The sequence below is a fragment of the Sphaerisporangium sp. NPDC051017 genome (assembly GCF_040683095.1).
GTDB lineage: Bacteria > Actinomycetota > Actinomycetes > Streptosporangiales > Streptosporangiaceae > Sphaerisporangium.
Map to the genome: position 1 here is coordinate 330,459 of NZ_JBFBCI010000001.1, position 13,162 is coordinate 343,620.

Here is a 13,162-nt window from a genome sequence, read left to right on the forward strand (position 1 = left end):
TCTACCCCGTGCGATCGGCTCCGGGCGACACCGAGGGGGACGCCGTCGTCGCCGCGCTGGCGGGCGACGAGCCGGCGTTCGCCGCCCTCGTCGAGCGGCACCGCCGCGAGCTGCACGTCCACTGCTACCGCATCCGTCCGTAGTGCTCCGGCCTTCAGGCTGGGGGTGAAGCGGACTCTCCCGCGTAGCGGGGCAGGGAAAGCCGATCCGCCGCCAAGGCGGATCGGCGTCTGTTAGCCTGCTCGCGTCAGGTACCGCTGGACGGGCGGGAACGGAACCCTCGGGTTCGAAAGCCTGTGGAGACCCGGTAAGACCGCTTCGGTGGCGCAGGTCGGTGAAGCAGGAAGCCGCAGAAGTGCCGCACGCGCGGCACAGGCTGAATCTCCGGCATTCATACCGGAGAGCGCGTCAACGCATGCTCGGCTCCTTCGAGGAGGCCGAGGACCTGGTGCAGGAGACGTTCCTGCGGGCCTGGCGGCGGCGTGACGGTTTCCAGGGCGGGCCGTTGTTCCGCGCCTGGCTGTGCAACATCGCGACGAACGCGTGCATCGACCGGTCCCGGCAGCGGGTGCGGTCGCTCACGTCGTTCGCGGACGTCCCCTGGCTGCAGCCGTACCCGGACGACCTGCTCAACCAGATCGCCGCAGACGGGGACGAGCCGGAGGCGATGGTCGTCTCCCGGGAGACGATCGAGCTCGCCTTCCTCGCGGTGATCCAATTGCTCCCGCCGAAGCAGCGGGCGGTGCCGCCGCTGCCGATCCTGTACCGGGGGCGGGCGATGGTGGCGCCGCTGCTGGAGGAGGGCCTCACCGCGCCCGGCCACTGGCGCCTGCTGCCCACCCGGGCGAACCGGATGCCGGCGGCCGCGAGCTACCTGCGGCCGTACGGCGAGACCGAGTTCAGGGCGTTCAAGCTCGATGTGGTGCGCGTCGAGGACGGGCTCGTGGCCGAGATCACCACCTTCGACCACACCTTGTTCCCGAGGTTCGGCCTTCCGCCGGTCTATCGGGAGGGCTGACGGTCTCGCGCGGAGACCGGCCGCGTCCCGGCCCGGCGGGCGCGGACCGCCGGCCGTCTGCAGGGGCTCTGTCACCGGACGGTGTGGTGAACAGGGGTGGAGTAGGGTGATTCACCCGTGCGAACCCAGCGGCCGGCCGGTGGCGGAGGCATTCACCGGGTGGGACGTTTTCTCATTATCGGGATTCGCGTCCGCGGCGCGGTTTATATCAGGGGTCAGTAACCGGTGGCGCCGTCGATGCGTTCGCGCAGCAGGTCGGCGTGGCCGTTGTGGCGAGCGTACTCGGCCAGCATGTTCACCAGGATGCGGCGCAGCGAGATCGGCTTGCCGGTGGACTTCTGCACGCCGGTCGCGTCCAGGCTCGCCGCCGCGGCGACGATCTCGCGGGAGCGCCGGCATTCCGCCCGCCAGAGCTCGAACGCCTCGGCGGGGTCGCCGTCCAGGGCGTCGAAATCCTGGTTCGGGTCGTCCTCGGAGTAGTAGAGAAGCGGGACGTCCTCGCCGGCGAACTGGATGCGGAACCACCAGCGCTCGACGCCCGTGAGGTGCCGGAGGAGGCCGTGCAGACTGAGCCCGGACGGCGGGATGGCCTTCTCGGACAGGCGTTCCGCCGGGAGGCCGGCGCACTTGAGCTCGAAAGTGCCGCGGTGCCAGTCGAGGGAACTGGTCAGGGTCTCGCGCTCGTCGCCGGTGAGCGGCAGCGGAGTACGAAGATCGCCACCCCAGGCCTGGGCGTAGTTCTCTGCGGGAATTTCAGCCATGCCGGGAGCCTGCCAGAGGCCACCGACAAAACCCCGCCCCGGCCGGTTCCCGGGCGAAGGCGGCGAGGCCGGCTCGTGACGAGGGCCGGTGCCCGTGTTCCCCGCGTCGCCATGCCGGCCGCCGTCCGCGCGGACGCGGCGGCCATGGCGGCGGGGAACACGGGCGGCCGTGCTCAGGACTTCGGCGTGCGGGTGCGGGAGAGGGAGTCGGAGGTGGAGGTCGCCGTCACCGGTCCCCCGGTCGCGTTCGGGAAGACGAGCCGGAGGTTGATCGTCTGGGCCTGACGGTTGCTGTTGTGGCTGCGGCTGTGGCTCCGGTTGAAGTGGCGGGCCCAGGACCGGGCCCAACTGCGGGCCAGCGAGCGGTTCCAATTGCGAGCCCAGGCCCGGTTCCGGTTCCAGTTGCGGTTGGCGTGGTTGCGGTTGCGGTTGAGCGCGTAGTCCCTCGCGTAGTCCCTGTCGTCGCCCCCGCTGGGCGAGCTCATGACGGTCGCCGCGTCGGCGCCGGTCGTCGTGGCCACGGCGCCCAGGCCGACCATGCCGGTGGTCAGTGCGGCGCCGATCGTAAGCGTGCTCACGAATTTCTTGAGCTTGGGCATTGCGTATCCCCCTGGGACGACATCGGTTGCCTTTCGATGGCATCCACGCAGATAGCCGTGAATGCTGTGATGACTGTGGAGGTCTTCACAGTTGTCTTTTTTCCGGGTGGGACGAGCGACAAACGAATAACTACTACTTTTGCTATGTGCTTAAGCTCTTGTTGTGGCCTTCGGTTCCAAATTTCCCGACTTCCGCCGACATGATCGACTTGATCATCCCGTACGCCGACGTACCTGGTAACGACGCCCATCGCATGGAGGCGCCCGCGAAAATCCCGGCGCCGCAGGCCTTTTCGGGGGACGGGCGGGGGGCGGCGGGGTGCCGTCTCACGAAGGTCGGAGGGATATGCGCGCAACGGGTCAACGGCTGGACGCGTCGGGGTTCTACTGCATTTGAGGGAGAAAGAGAAAGAAGGGGGAAAACTGAGATCTGATGTCAAAGCCAGGCTTTATTGGAGATTAGGCCGTTTTTCGGAGCTGTGTCCGTTGCGTACTGAACGGGGTGCTACGTCCGAGAGGTCGCGCCGGCCAGGGACGGTCGCACGGGTGGGGACGCCACGCACCCCGGTTGGGCGGCACCCCTCCGGAAGTCATATGGTCCGGAGCATGACTGCTCATTATGACGTCGTTGTCGTCGGGGCCGGTCCGGGCGGGTACGTCGCCGCGATCCGGGCCGCACAGCTCGGGCTCAGCACGGCGATCGTCGAGGAACGCTACTGGGGCGGCGTGTGCCTCAACGTGGGATGCATCCCTTCCAAGGCGCTGCTGCGCAACGCCGAGCTCGCCCACCTGTTCACCCACGAGGCCAAGACGTTCGGCATCCGTGTGGACGGCCAGGTGACCTTTGACTACGCCGAGGCGTTCAAGCGCAGCCGCAAGGTCGCCGACGGCCGGGTCAAGGGCGTCCACTACCTCATGAAGAAGAACGGCATCACGGAGTACGACGGCCGTGGCACGTTCACCGACCCGAACACCCTCGAGGTGGCCGTGAACGGCGGCGGCACCGAGACGGTGACCTTCGACAACTGCATCATCGCGACCGGCGCCACCACCAAGCTCCTGCCGGGCACCTCTCTCAGTGACCGTGTCGTGACGTACGAGGAGCAGATCCTCACCGACGCGCTTCCCGAGAGCATCATCATCGCGGGCGCGGGGGCCATCGGCGTGGAGTTCGCCTACGTCCTGAGCGCCTACGGGGTGAAGGTGACGATCGTGGAGTTCCTCGACCGTCTCGTCCCCCTGGAGGACGAGGAGGTGTCGGCGGAGCTGGCCAAGCGGTACAAGCGGCTCGGCATCGAGGTCATGACCTCGACCCGTGTGGAGGGCATCGACGAGTCCGGCGGCAAGGTCCGCGTGACGGTGTCCCGCGGCGACCAGCGGCAGACGCTGGAGGCCGACAAGGTGCTGCAGGCCATCGGCTTCCAGCCGCGCGTCGACGGCTACGGCCTGGAGAAGACCGGCGTGCGCCTGACCGACCGCGGCGCCATCGACGTGGACGGCCTGTGCCGTACCAGCGTGCCGCACATCTTCGCCATCGGCGACGTCACCGCCAAGCTCATGCTGGCGCACGCGGCCGAGGCCATGGGCATCATCGCCGCCGAGACGATCGGGGGCGCCGAGACCATGGAGCTCGAGTACGTCATGATCCCCCGGGCGACGTACTGCCAGCCGCAGATCGCGAGCTTCGGCTACACCGAGGCCCAGGCGCGGGAGAAGGGCTTCGACGTGAAGGTCGCGAAGTTCCCCTTCACGGCCAACGCCAAGGCGCACGGCCTGGGCGACGCCACCGGCTTCGTCAAGATCCTCAGCGACGCGAAGTACGGCGAGCTGCTCGGCGCCCACCTCATCGGCCCCGAGGTCACCGAGCTGCTGCCCGAGCTCACCCTGGCCCAGCAGTGGGACCTCACCGTCAACGAGGTGGCGCGAAACGTCCACGCCCACCCGACGCTGGGAGAGGCCGTCAAGGAGGCGATCCACGGCCTCGCCGGCCACATGATCAACATGTGACGCGCCCGGCGCGTCACCGGAGTCACCTTCGCCAGGTCGCCGGCGCGGAGTCGTCCGCGCCGCTTCCTGACCAACCCCCGCCGTGTCGTCCGGCTCGATTCGATCACCTCGCGTGTAAGTTCGGCTACGGAGAGTAGTCGTATGCGTGCGAGATGTGCAGAGGAGAACCAGACGCGATGCGAAGGAACCTCACCCGGGCGGCCCGTGGGCTCATCGCGGTGCTCGGATGCGCGGCCGTCGTCGCCGGGTCGACGGCCGGCGCCGCCGCCGAGGCGAAGACCGGGCCGATTCGCAACGGCGGCGGCTCACGATGCCTGGACGCCGACCTCAACACCATCGCGCGCAACGGCACGAAGGTTCATCTCTGGACCTGCAACGGCTTCACCAACCAGAAATGGACCTACGACGTCAAATCCCACACCATCCGCAGCCAGTACAACGGCCGCTGCCTGGACGCCGACCTGAACACGATCAGCGACAACGGCACCAAGGTCCAGCTCTGGGACTGCAACGGCTGGAGCAACCAGAAGTGGATCTACGACGCCGTCAGCCGCACGATCTACAGCCTCTACAACGGCCGGTGCCTCGACGCCGACCTCGGCGGCATCGGCTCCAACGGCACCAAGGTCCAGCTCTGGGACTGCAACGGCTGGGCCAACCAGAAATGGACGGTGTGACCGGGGCGTCCGGTGGCGACCCGGCAGGTGCGCGGCCATCGCGGCGTTCGCCCGTGGACGCCGCCTCCGCGCCACCGGCCCCTGAAGTCACCCGCCCCTGAAGTCACCCGCCCGTGAGAGGGGAGACGAGGCAGCATGCGACGGAACCTCACCGCCGTGACCGGGGTGGTCGCGGTGGCGCTGGGCTGGGCGGCCCTGGCCGGCGCACCCGCGGAGGCGCGGGCGGACGCCGGGACGGACGCGGTGGGCCCCGGACCGGCGGGTGGCCGCCCGGCCGACGCCCGGCCCATCCACAACCGGGCCGACGACCGGTGCCTGGACGCCGACCTCGGGCGTATCGGCTCCAACGGCACGCGTATCCAGCTCTGGGATTGCAACGGCTGGGCGAACCAGGCGTGGACGTACGACTCGGCGGCCCACACGATCCGCAGCCTTTCCAACGGGCGGTGCCTGGACGCCGACCGCGGCCACCTGGGCGCCAACGGCACCCGCGTCCAGCTGTGGGACTGCGACGGCCGCGTCAACCAGCAGTGGAAGTACGACCGCGCCGGCCACACGATCCGCAACCTGGCCAGCGGTCGCTGCCTCGACGCCGATCTGAAGAGCGTGGGCAGCAACGGCACCCGCGTCCACCTGTGGGACTGCAACCGCGGGACCAACCAGAGGTGGAAGCTGTGACTCCCGCCACCGGCCACGCGCCGGTCCGGCCGCCGTCGCGGCAGGCGAATGGCGTTCCGTCGTGAGGGTAGCGGGGGCGGGAACAAGGAGGGGCCCTGAAAAGGATCCTTCGACTCCTGGTGACCCGCCGGCTTGCGCGTACGCCGTTCGGTCTGGCCGTCCTCGGTGCCGGGTGGTGGTTCACGCACAGGCAGCGTGCCAGGAAGGCCGCCGCGCGCCCGGACGTGCCGCGCGTGCCCGGACGCCGGCCCGCAGGCCGTTACACCGCGACGGGCCCGTCGCCCGGCGGCCGCGACCAGCATCCTTACTTCGTCCAGGACGGCCGCTATCAGGACGGGCCCTATCAGGACGAGCCCAACCGGGTTGGTCCCTAACGGGTCGGCCGCTTCCCGGACGGCCGCGCGCGGACGCCGTGCGTCGGCCGCCGCCGTACCGCTGCTTACCCCGGCGCCCCCGCGAGATCGGCGATCCCGTGGGCGTGGCGCCCCCGCGTCTCTTACCCGATTGGCCCCGGACGGCCCTGAAGCCCGCCGTCCGGGGGTTTCTCGTCTGGACGGCATTCCCTCCCAATAGGCGCGGCCCCAATAGGCGCCGGCGGTGAGGTGGCCAGGAGCTGCCGGGTGGGGTGCCTGATTCAGCGGCGTCATGCGAGGAACCCCCGGCCTTCAGTCCCGCAAGGAATCGCATACGGCGCCGCACGCCGGTAGATCTGCGCCCACACCGCGTGACAGGCGGAACACGCCTTGGACGGGGCTGAGGCGCGCTTCTCGGGAACGAGGACGCGCCCCCCAGATCCGAGTCTGGGAGGCGCGTGCCAGGGGCCGTGTGGTCAGTACATGCGGCGCGAGGCCTCATCGGCCGTCGCACCCGTCTCGTTCATCCCTCTCGCCGGCTCCTCGGCCCGTTCGCCGGACCACCTGCTGGCGTCCGCCGACGTGTCCTTCATCGAGTCGGCCCACTGGCGGGCGTTGTTGCGGTAGATGACGATGCCCACGGCGCAGGCGGCGAACCCGGCGAGCAGCGCGATGGTGGACCAGCGCGCCCGGCCGCCACGGCGGCGGATCGACGGTGACGGGTCGATGACCTCGGCCGCCTGCGTGAGGAACGCGCTGACCTTCGGCGCGATCTGCTCTTCCACGGACTGCGCGGCGCGGTCCAGCCTCGGCGCGGCCCAGACGCGGGCGTCCTCGATGCGGTGCGAGGCGACCTCACGGGCGGTGCTCGCGATCGGGCGGACCTGGTCGGCCGTCCGCATGGCCTTGGTCTTCACACGACCTATCCGTGTCTCGGGTACGACGACGGTGACACGGCGTTTCTTCATCTTCAGGGACACGATTGCCTCCCCTGTCCTTGGGGCCCCGCAGGCTCACCTTCCCGATCGAAAGCGGCTCAATCCAAGTGGCGTGGGAGGATGCCAGGTAGGCCAATGCGCCAGAGTCCTGAAAACACGACAAATGTGTCCCATAGAACGGGCATCGAAGGGGGCAGTACTCTCGTGGCTGAAAACCTGATCGCCAGGCTGCGGACCTCTCTCGGAGAGATCAAGCTTCGCCTCTTCCCCGACCACGCGCCGAAGACCGTGCGCAATTTCGTCGAGCTCGCCGAGGGCACCCGGGAGTGGACCCACCCCGAGACCGGGCAGAAGTCCAACGACCGGCTGTACGACGGCACGATCTTCCACCGGGTGATCGAGGGCTTCATGATCCAGGGCGGCGACCCGCTCGGGCAGGGCATCGGCGGGCCGGGCTACGACTTCGACGACGAGATTCACCCGGACCTGCACTTCAACCGGCCCTACCTGCTCGCCATGGCCAACGCCGGCAAGCGGTTCGGCCGCGGTACGAACGGCTCGCAGTTCTTCATCACCGTCGTGCCCACGCCGCACCTGAACACCAAGCACACCATCTTCGGCGAGGTGATCGAGGGGCAGGACGTCGTCGACGCGATCTCCAAGACCCCGACCCGTCAGGAGCAGCCGGTCACCGAGGTCGTCCTGCAGGAGGTCGTCATCGAGCGCGTCCAGTCCTGACGCGCGCGTCGCGCGAGGCGCGCGGGGGCCGGGCCGCGACCCGGCCCCGGCCGCTCGGGCGGTCGTCTCGCGGCGCGACCCGGCCGAGTTCCTCGGTTCTGACGGCGTGGAGCGCTCGGCGGGCTGCGTAGGGTGGCAGTCTGTGGAGTAAGCGCACGGGCGAAGGGGCCGCGAACAGGCGATGACCACTCAGCCAGACCACCCGAATCCGGCGGACCGGCCTCAGGAGCCGGTCGTGCCCGGGGCTCAGCACGGGGATCACATCCCTACGTGCTACCGCCACCCTGGCCGCGAGACGTACGTACGCTGCCAGCGCTGCGACCGGTCCATCTGTCCCGACTGCATGAACGCGGCCTCGGTCGGCCACCAGTGCCCCGAGTGCGTGCGCGAGGGGAACAAGACCGTGCGCCGCGCCGAGGCGGCCTTCGGCGGAAGGCCCGTCACCACCCCGGTGGTGACGTGGACGCTCATGGCGATCAACGTGCTGGCCTACGTCGCCGAGATGTTCAGGACCGAAGAGGTCGTCAACAGGTTCGCCATGTCCGCCGACCACGTCGCCGCCGGCGAGTGGTGGCGGCTGTTCACCGGCGCGTTCCTGCACTCGCCGCCGCCGTCGTTCTGGCACATCCTGTTCAACATGTGGGCGTTGTACGCCATCGGCCCGCAGCTCGAACGGATGCTCGGCTCCCTGCGGTTCAGCGCCGTCTACCTGCTCTCGGCGCTCGGCGGTTCCGTCGCCATCTACCTGTTCGGCACCTGGGCCTTGGGCGCCTCGGGCGCGATCTACGGCCTGTTCGGGGCGATGTTCGTGATCGCCCGCCGCATGGGCTACGACGCGCGCGGCGTGCTCTGGCTCATCGGCATCAACGTGGTGCTGACCTTCGTCATCCCGGGCATCAGCTGGCAGGGCCACCTGGGCGGGCTGGTCGCGGGAGTGGTGACGACGGCGCTGTTCGCGTACGCGCCCGCCCGTAACCGCAAGGCGATCCAGCTCGCGACGGTCGTCGGGATGCTGGCCCTCTACGTGGTGCTCCTGGTGACGCTGTCACCCATGGGCACCTCGCTGGGCATCTGAGCGGGGCGGGCTGCTTCCCCAGGTTGTGGATAAAGCCTGTGGAAAAAGTCCGCCCCGGCCGGAAAGAGGCTCGTCAGGCCCGCATCAACGCCAGCGGGTGGACAGCACCACGCCGAAGATGATGAAGACGAAGCCCGCCAGAAGGTTCCAGTTTCCCAGCGTGGCGATGCCGGGGAGCGTCGGGGCGATGTAGAACAGCGCGATCCACAGGATGCCGATGATCCATGCGGCGACCATGACCGGTGCCAGCCACCGCGGGCTCACCTTGACCTGCTGCGTCTTCTGGGGCGGGGTGTAGACCGCCTTCTTGCGAGTGTGAGACTTAGGCACGGCAGCTCTCCTGGTGGGGACCCGCGCAGGCGGCGCGGGCTCTGGCAGCCAGCCTAATCGCTGGCGTACGAAGTCCGAAGTAAGCCTAGTCGGCGCGAGCGCGATCGGCGATTCCGAAGTGAACACGCTTTCGTCCACGTTCGCCCGAATCATCCCGCAGCCGCGGGCCGCCTCGGCAAAGTCCCGGTCAAGGCGCCGCCGGTCGGCCCCGCCGCACGCGCGCCCGTCGATACCCTGACCGCGCGGGGCGCGTGGGGACGCCCGGCGACCGCCCGAGAGGGGGCCCGGCCGCCACGCGGCCAAAGACGTCATGAGGATGCTGCTGCGCACCTGCGGCGAGCTCAGCGTCACCGGCGGGCTCGTCATGCTGCTGTTCTGCGCCTACCTGCTGTGGGGCACCAGCTCCTACACCGAGTGGTACCAGGGCATCCTCAAGCGGCAGCTCCTGGAGCACTCCCGCTCCGCGAGAACGGGCGGCAAGCTCGCCAAGATCGACCTGGGCGACGCCGTGGCGCTCATCCGCATCCCGCGCCTCGGCCGCGACTACGAGTACGCGGTCCTCGAAGGCGTCACCCCCGAGGACCTGCGCCGGGGGCCCGGCCACTACCCGGGGACGGCCCCCCCGGGCGAGGTCGGCAACTTCGTCCTGTCCGGGCACCGCACGACCTACGCGGCCCCCTTCAACCAGATCGGCGAGCTGCGCCGCGGCGACGCCATCATCGTCGAGGCCCCCGAGGCCCGCTACACCTACAAGGTCTCCGGCAAGCAGGTCGTGGACCCCGCGGACGTCGAGGTCATCGCCCCCGTGCCCGGCCACCCCGGCCGCACTCCGAGCAAGGCGGTGATCACGCTCACCACGTGCCACCCGGAGTACTCGGCCCGGCAGCGCCTGATCGTCTTCGGAGTCCTGTCGGGCCGGCAGGACCGCCGGTAGAGGCCCGCGCCCGCTCCCGGCCCCGGACGACGCCGCAGACGACACTGTGGACTCTGCGCCGCAGACGACGCTGTGGACGAGAAGGAGGACCGATGTACGGATGGATCTGGCGGGCCATCCCCGGCGGTACGGGGGTCAAGCTGGTCACGGTGCTGGCGCTGACCGGTGTCGCGGGGGTCGTACTCTGGTATGTCGTGTTCCCGATGCTGGAGCCGCATGTGCCTCTCGACAGGGTGACCGTAGGACGATGACCCGCGTGCTCGTGGTGGACAACCATGACAGCTTCGTCCACACGATCGTCCAGTACCTGCGCGGGCTGGGCGCCGACTGCGACGTCCGGCCACGCGACCACGTCCGGGTGCGGGACGCCGAGGCGTTCGACGGCGTGGTCGTCAGCCCCGGCCCCGGCACGCCCGAGGCGGCCGGCGTCAGCGTCCCCCTGGTGAACTACTGCGTCCCCCGGGACCTGCCCCTGCTCGGCGTCTGCCTCGGCCACCAGGCCATCGCCGTCGCCTGCGGCGGCGCCGTGACCCGCGCGCCGGAACTGATGCACGGGCGCACCAGCGCGATCTCCCACGACGGCAAGGGCGTGTTCGCGGGGCTGCCCTCACCGCTCACCATGACGCGCTACCACTCGCTCGCCGTCGTCCCGGAGACCGTGCCCGACGTGCTGGAAGTAAGCGCCGTCAGCGAGACCGGCGTGATCATGGGGCTGCGCCACAAGCTCGCGCGGGTCGAGGGAGTGCAGTTCCACCCCGAGTCCGTGCTGTCCGAGCACGGCCATGAACTTTTCAGGAATTGGCTCACTCAGATCGTGTAACGCCGGGGGCCCTTTGAACGACTAACCGATTGAGGGTCTCCGCCGTCGCCCCCGAGCGGCGGAGATCCTCTTTTTTGTGCCCTGAACCCCTGAAGCCCTGAGACGCCCGCGGAGTGCCCCGCACGCGCCTTCCCTGGGTGGGAAGGGGCCTTCAGGCGCTGTGCCTATGGCCGCGCCTCGAACAGTGCCTATTGCCGCGCCTTCGGCACGGCGGTTCGAGGCGCCCCTTAGGCGGCGTTCTTCCGTCGTCACTCGGAAGGGGCTCGTTCCTCACCCCTTCCTCCCTCCTCCTCCAGAACACCGCCGCGCCTCGAACAGGTCAGTTGGTGAAGCCGCCGTCCGGCGGAGGGTCACTGAGCGGCGGGTCCTCGGTCGGGATGTCCTCCGTCGGTGAGTCCGTCGGGACCGGCTGGTCGGTCGGCGTGTCGGTGGGGAACGTCTGCTGCGGCGGCCCGGAGGAGATCACCAGCGTGATCGTCTTGCCGGGGTTCAGCATGGCGCCGGGACCCGGGCTCTGGCTGATCACGTTGCCCTTCGGGACGCTGTCGCTCTCCCGCTGCTGTGTCCTCACCTTGAAGCCCTCGGCCTCCAGCGCGGACCTGGCTTCAGCCAGCGTCTGGCCGGTGACGTCGGGGACCGCGACCTGCTGCTTGGGCACATAGATCTTGACGATGCTGTTCTCGTCCGCCTTCTCGCCCTCGGCCGGCTTGGACTCGAACACCTTGCCCTGTTCCTTGCCGGACACGACGCTCACGACCTGCGCCTGCAGGTTGTTGGCCTCCAGCGTCTTGGTCGCGTCCTCCACCGTCAGACCGACCAGCGACGGCACGGTGACCTGCTTGACGCCCTTGGAGACCAGGATCGTCACCTCGGAGTCCTTCGGCACCTTGGTTCCGCCCGGCGGCTCCGACGAGATGACCGTGCCCTTCTCGACGTCGGAGTTGAACTCCTCGGTGACCTTGACCTTCAGGCCCTGGCCCTCCAGCGTCGCCCGGGCGCCCTTGGCCGTCTGCCCGGCCACCGCGGGCACCTGGACCTCACTGCTCCCCTGGGGGTCGCCCGGCGAGCTCAGGAACGCGTACCCGATGCCGATGAAGGCGCCGATCACGAGAATCGGGATGATGATCCACGCCGCGATCGCCAGCCCGCTCGTCCGGGAGCGGCCGCGGCGGCGCTCGTAGCGGCCTCCTTCTCCGCCGCCGCCCGCCTGCGTGGGGGCGTAGTCGTACGGGGGGACGGCGCTGGTGCGCTGGGTGGCGGGCCCGCCGGGCGCCTGAAGCGTGCGGGTCTGCTGGCCGGTGTAGGCGTTGGGGGCCACCATCGTGTGGGCGGCGTCGACCGGCATGCCGGACATGGCCCGCTGGATGTCGGCCCGCATCTCGGCCGCGTTCTGGTAGCGGTGGTTGGGGTCCTTGGCCATGGCCTTCAGCACGATGGCGTCGGCCCACTGGGGGATGTCCGGGTCGATCTGCGACGGCGGGATCGGGTCCTCGCGGACGTGCTGGTAGGCGATGGCCACCGGGGAATCGCCCGTGAACGGCGGCTGGCCGGTGAGCAGCTCGTACAGCACGCAGCCCGTGGAGTAGATGTCGCTGCGGGCGTCCACGCGCTCGCCCCTCGCCTGCTCGGGCGAGAGGTACTGGGCGGTGCCGATGACCTGGGCGGTCTGCGTCATCGTGGCGGCCGAGTCGGCCATCGCGCGGGCGATGCCGAAGTCCATCACCTTGACGTCGCCCGCGAGGGTGATCATGACGTTGGCCGGCTTGATGTCACGGTGGACGATGCCGCCGCGGTGGCTGTAGTCCAGCGCGCGCAGGATGCCGTCGACCAGCTCGACCGCCCGCTCCGGCAGCAGGCGGCGATCCTGGCGCAGCAGGTCGCGCAGCGTGCGCCCGTCCACGAACTCCATCACGATGTACGGCACGGGCGTGCCCTCACTCCCGTCCTCGCCGGTGTCGTACACCGCGACGATCGACGGGTGGTTCAAGGACGCCGCCGATTGGGCTTCACGGCGGAAACGGGCCTGGAAGACGTGATCTCTCGCCAGATCTGCACGAAGCGTCTTGATCGCGACAACTCGGTCCAGCCGGATGTCCCGCGCGCGATAGACCTCGGCCATGCCGCCGCGGCCGACGACGCCGTCGAGCTCATAGCGGCCACCGAGTAGCCGAGGCTGAGTCATTTCCTGCACTGTCCCTTGCCGTTCATCTTGGGTACCGGCCCGCGGTGCGGCT

16 protein-coding genes are annotated in these 13,162 nt (G+C 69.5%); 11 read left to right on the forward strand and 5 right to left on the reverse strand.

All coding sequences use genetic code 11. From position 1 onward, the window contains the following. The first annotated feature begins 8 nt into the window (after positions 1-8). A complete protein-coding gene (locus tag AB0M95_RS01595) occupies positions 9-143 on the forward strand; it encodes a hypothetical protein (RefSeq protein WP_363758065.1) in 135 nt (44 codons plus the stop codon). 212 nt (positions 144-355) lie between these two features. Continuing rightward, positions 356-1,018 (forward strand): sigma-70 family RNA polymerase sigma factor, encoded by a 663-nt coding sequence (locus AB0M95_RS01600; RefSeq protein ID WP_363758416.1) that lies wholly within the window; start codon positions 356-358, stop codon positions 1,016-1,018. A gap of 215 nt (positions 1,019-1,233) precedes the next feature. Here the strand turns inward: AB0M95_RS01600 and AB0M95_RS01605 are convergent, their stop codons facing one another. Further along, on the reverse strand, positions 1,234-1,779 hold the full coding sequence (locus tag AB0M95_RS01605; protein WP_363758067.1) for a DinB family protein: 546 nt from the start codon (positions 1,777-1,779) through the stop codon (positions 1,234-1,236). A 173-nt stretch (positions 1,780-1,952) separates the two neighbouring features. After that, positions 1,953-2,357 (reverse strand): hypothetical protein, encoded by a 405-nt coding sequence (locus AB0M95_RS01610; protein ID WP_363758069.1) that lies wholly within the window; start codon positions 2,355-2,357, stop codon positions 1,953-1,955. Between the two features lie 627 nt (positions 2,358-2,984). Between AB0M95_RS01610 and lpdA the strand changes: the two genes are divergently transcribed. The 4 genes from lpdA to AB0M95_RS01630 all read left to right on the forward strand — a co-directional run bounded on the left by lpdA (position 2,985) and on the right by AB0M95_RS01630 (position 6,114). Further along, positions 2,985-4,385, forward strand: a complete 1,401-nt coding sequence (gene lpdA / locus AB0M95_RS01615; protein ID WP_363758071.1) for a dihydrolipoyl dehydrogenase — start codon at positions 2,985-2,987, stop codon at positions 4,383-4,385. Between the two features lie 176 nt (positions 4,386-4,561). Further along, on the forward strand, positions 4,562-5,062 hold the full coding sequence (locus AB0M95_RS01620) for an RICIN domain-containing protein (protein ID WP_363758073.1): 501 nt from the start codon (positions 4,562-4,564) through the stop codon (positions 5,060-5,062). A 135-nt stretch (positions 5,063-5,197) separates the two neighbouring features. Beyond that, positions 5,198-5,740 (forward strand): RICIN domain-containing protein, encoded by a 543-nt coding sequence (locus AB0M95_RS01625; protein ID WP_363758075.1) that lies wholly within the window; start codon positions 5,198-5,200, stop codon positions 5,738-5,740. A 104-nt stretch (positions 5,741-5,844) separates the two neighbouring features. Further along, the gene (locus AB0M95_RS01630; RefSeq protein ID WP_363758418.1) at positions 5,845-6,114 is read left to right on the forward strand and encodes a DUF6203 family protein; all 270 of its coding nucleotides are present in this window, start codon (positions 5,845-5,847) and stop codon (positions 6,112-6,114) included. 455 nt (positions 6,115-6,569) lie between these two features. Here the strand turns inward: AB0M95_RS01630 and AB0M95_RS01635 are convergent, their stop codons facing one another. Beyond that, positions 6,570-7,073, reverse strand: coding sequence for a hypothetical protein (locus tag AB0M95_RS01635; protein WP_363758077.1), 504 nt, complete (start codon positions 7,071-7,073; stop codon positions 6,570-6,572). Between the two features lie 174 nt (positions 7,074-7,247). Here AB0M95_RS01635 and AB0M95_RS01640 point away from each other — a divergent pair, with 174 nt between their 5' ends. Beyond that, complete coding sequence (locus AB0M95_RS01640; protein WP_363758420.1) at positions 7,248-7,769, forward strand: peptidylprolyl isomerase; 522 nt, start codon at positions 7,248-7,250, stop codon at positions 7,767-7,769. 343 nt (positions 7,770-8,112) lie between these two features. Further along, entirely contained in the window at positions 8,113-8,844 is a 732-nt protein-coding gene (locus tag AB0M95_RS01645) for a rhomboid family intramembrane serine protease (protein ID WP_363758079.1), read from the forward strand. Positions 8,845-8,928: 84 nt separating this feature from the next. Here the strand turns inward: AB0M95_RS01645 and AB0M95_RS01650 are convergent, their stop codons facing one another. Beyond that, positions 8,929-9,174, reverse strand: a complete 246-nt coding sequence (locus AB0M95_RS01650) for a cell division protein CrgA (protein WP_358520600.1) — start codon at positions 9,172-9,174, stop codon at positions 8,929-8,931. A 310-nt stretch (positions 9,175-9,484) separates the two neighbouring features. Here AB0M95_RS01650 and AB0M95_RS01655 point away from each other — a divergent pair, with 310 nt between their 5' ends. The 3 genes from AB0M95_RS01655 (at position 9,485) to AB0M95_RS01665 (ending at position 10,928) form a co-directional block, all read left to right on the forward strand. Further along, the gene (locus AB0M95_RS01655; RefSeq protein ID WP_363758081.1) at positions 9,485-10,108 is read left to right on the forward strand and encodes a class E sortase; all 624 of its coding nucleotides are present in this window, start codon (positions 9,485-9,487) and stop codon (positions 10,106-10,108) included. A gap of 92 nt (positions 10,109-10,200) precedes the next feature. Continuing rightward, entirely contained in the window at positions 10,201-10,359 is a 159-nt protein-coding gene (locus AB0M95_RS01660; protein WP_358520604.1) for a hypothetical protein, read from the forward strand. After that, on the forward strand, positions 10,356-10,928 hold the full coding sequence (locus tag AB0M95_RS01665; protein WP_358520607.1) for a gamma-glutamyl-gamma-aminobutyrate hydrolase family protein: 573 nt from the start codon (positions 10,356-10,358) through the stop codon (positions 10,926-10,928). Before AB0M95_RS01660 ends, AB0M95_RS01665 begins: the two co-directional genes overlap by 4 nt. A 319-nt stretch (positions 10,929-11,247) precedes the next feature. On the opposite strand, the gene pknB is transcribed toward AB0M95_RS01665, so the two are convergent. Beyond that, positions 11,248-13,110 (reverse strand): Stk1 family PASTA domain-containing Ser/Thr kinase, encoded by a 1,863-nt coding sequence (pknB, locus tag AB0M95_RS01670; RefSeq protein WP_363758084.1) that lies wholly within the window; start codon positions 13,108-13,110, stop codon positions 11,248-11,250. Positions 13,111-13,162 lie beyond the last annotated feature (52 nt).

Excerpts from the sequence above, each read along its gene's own strand:
- AB0M95_RS01660 (WP_358520604.1), top strand. The coding sequence starts at position 10,201 with ATGTACGGATGGATCTGGCGGGCCATCCCCGGCGGTACGGGGGTCAAG.
- AB0M95_RS01620 (WP_363758073.1), top strand. The coding sequence starts at position 4,562 with ATGCGAAGGAACCTCACCCGGGCGGCCCGTGGGCTCATCGCGGTGCTC.
- AB0M95_RS01625 (WP_363758075.1), top strand. The coding sequence starts at position 5,198 with ATGCGACGGAACCTCACCGCCGTGACCGGGGTGGTCGCGGTGGCGCTG.
- lpdA (WP_363758071.1), top strand. The coding sequence starts at position 2,985 with ATGACTGCTCATTATGACGTCGTTGTCGTCGGGGCCGGTCCGGGCGGG.
- AB0M95_RS01665 (WP_358520607.1), top strand. The coding sequence starts at position 10,356 with ATGACCCGCGTGCTCGTGGTGGACAACCATGACAGCTTCGTCCACACG.
- AB0M95_RS01605 (WP_363758067.1), bottom strand. The coding sequence starts at position 1,779 with ATGGCTGAAATTCCCGCAGAGAACTACGCCCAGGCCTGGGGTGGCGAT.
- AB0M95_RS01655 (WP_363758081.1), top strand. The coding sequence starts at position 9,485 with ATGAGGATGCTGCTGCGCACCTGCGGCGAGCTCAGCGTCACCGGCGGG.
- AB0M95_RS01645 (WP_363758079.1), top strand. The coding sequence starts at position 8,113 with ATGAACGCGGCCTCGGTCGGCCACCAGTGCCCCGAGTGCGTGCGCGAG.
- pknB (WP_363758084.1), bottom strand. The coding sequence starts at position 13,110 with ATGACTCAGCCTCGGCTACTCGGTGGCCGCTATGAGCTCGACGGCGTC.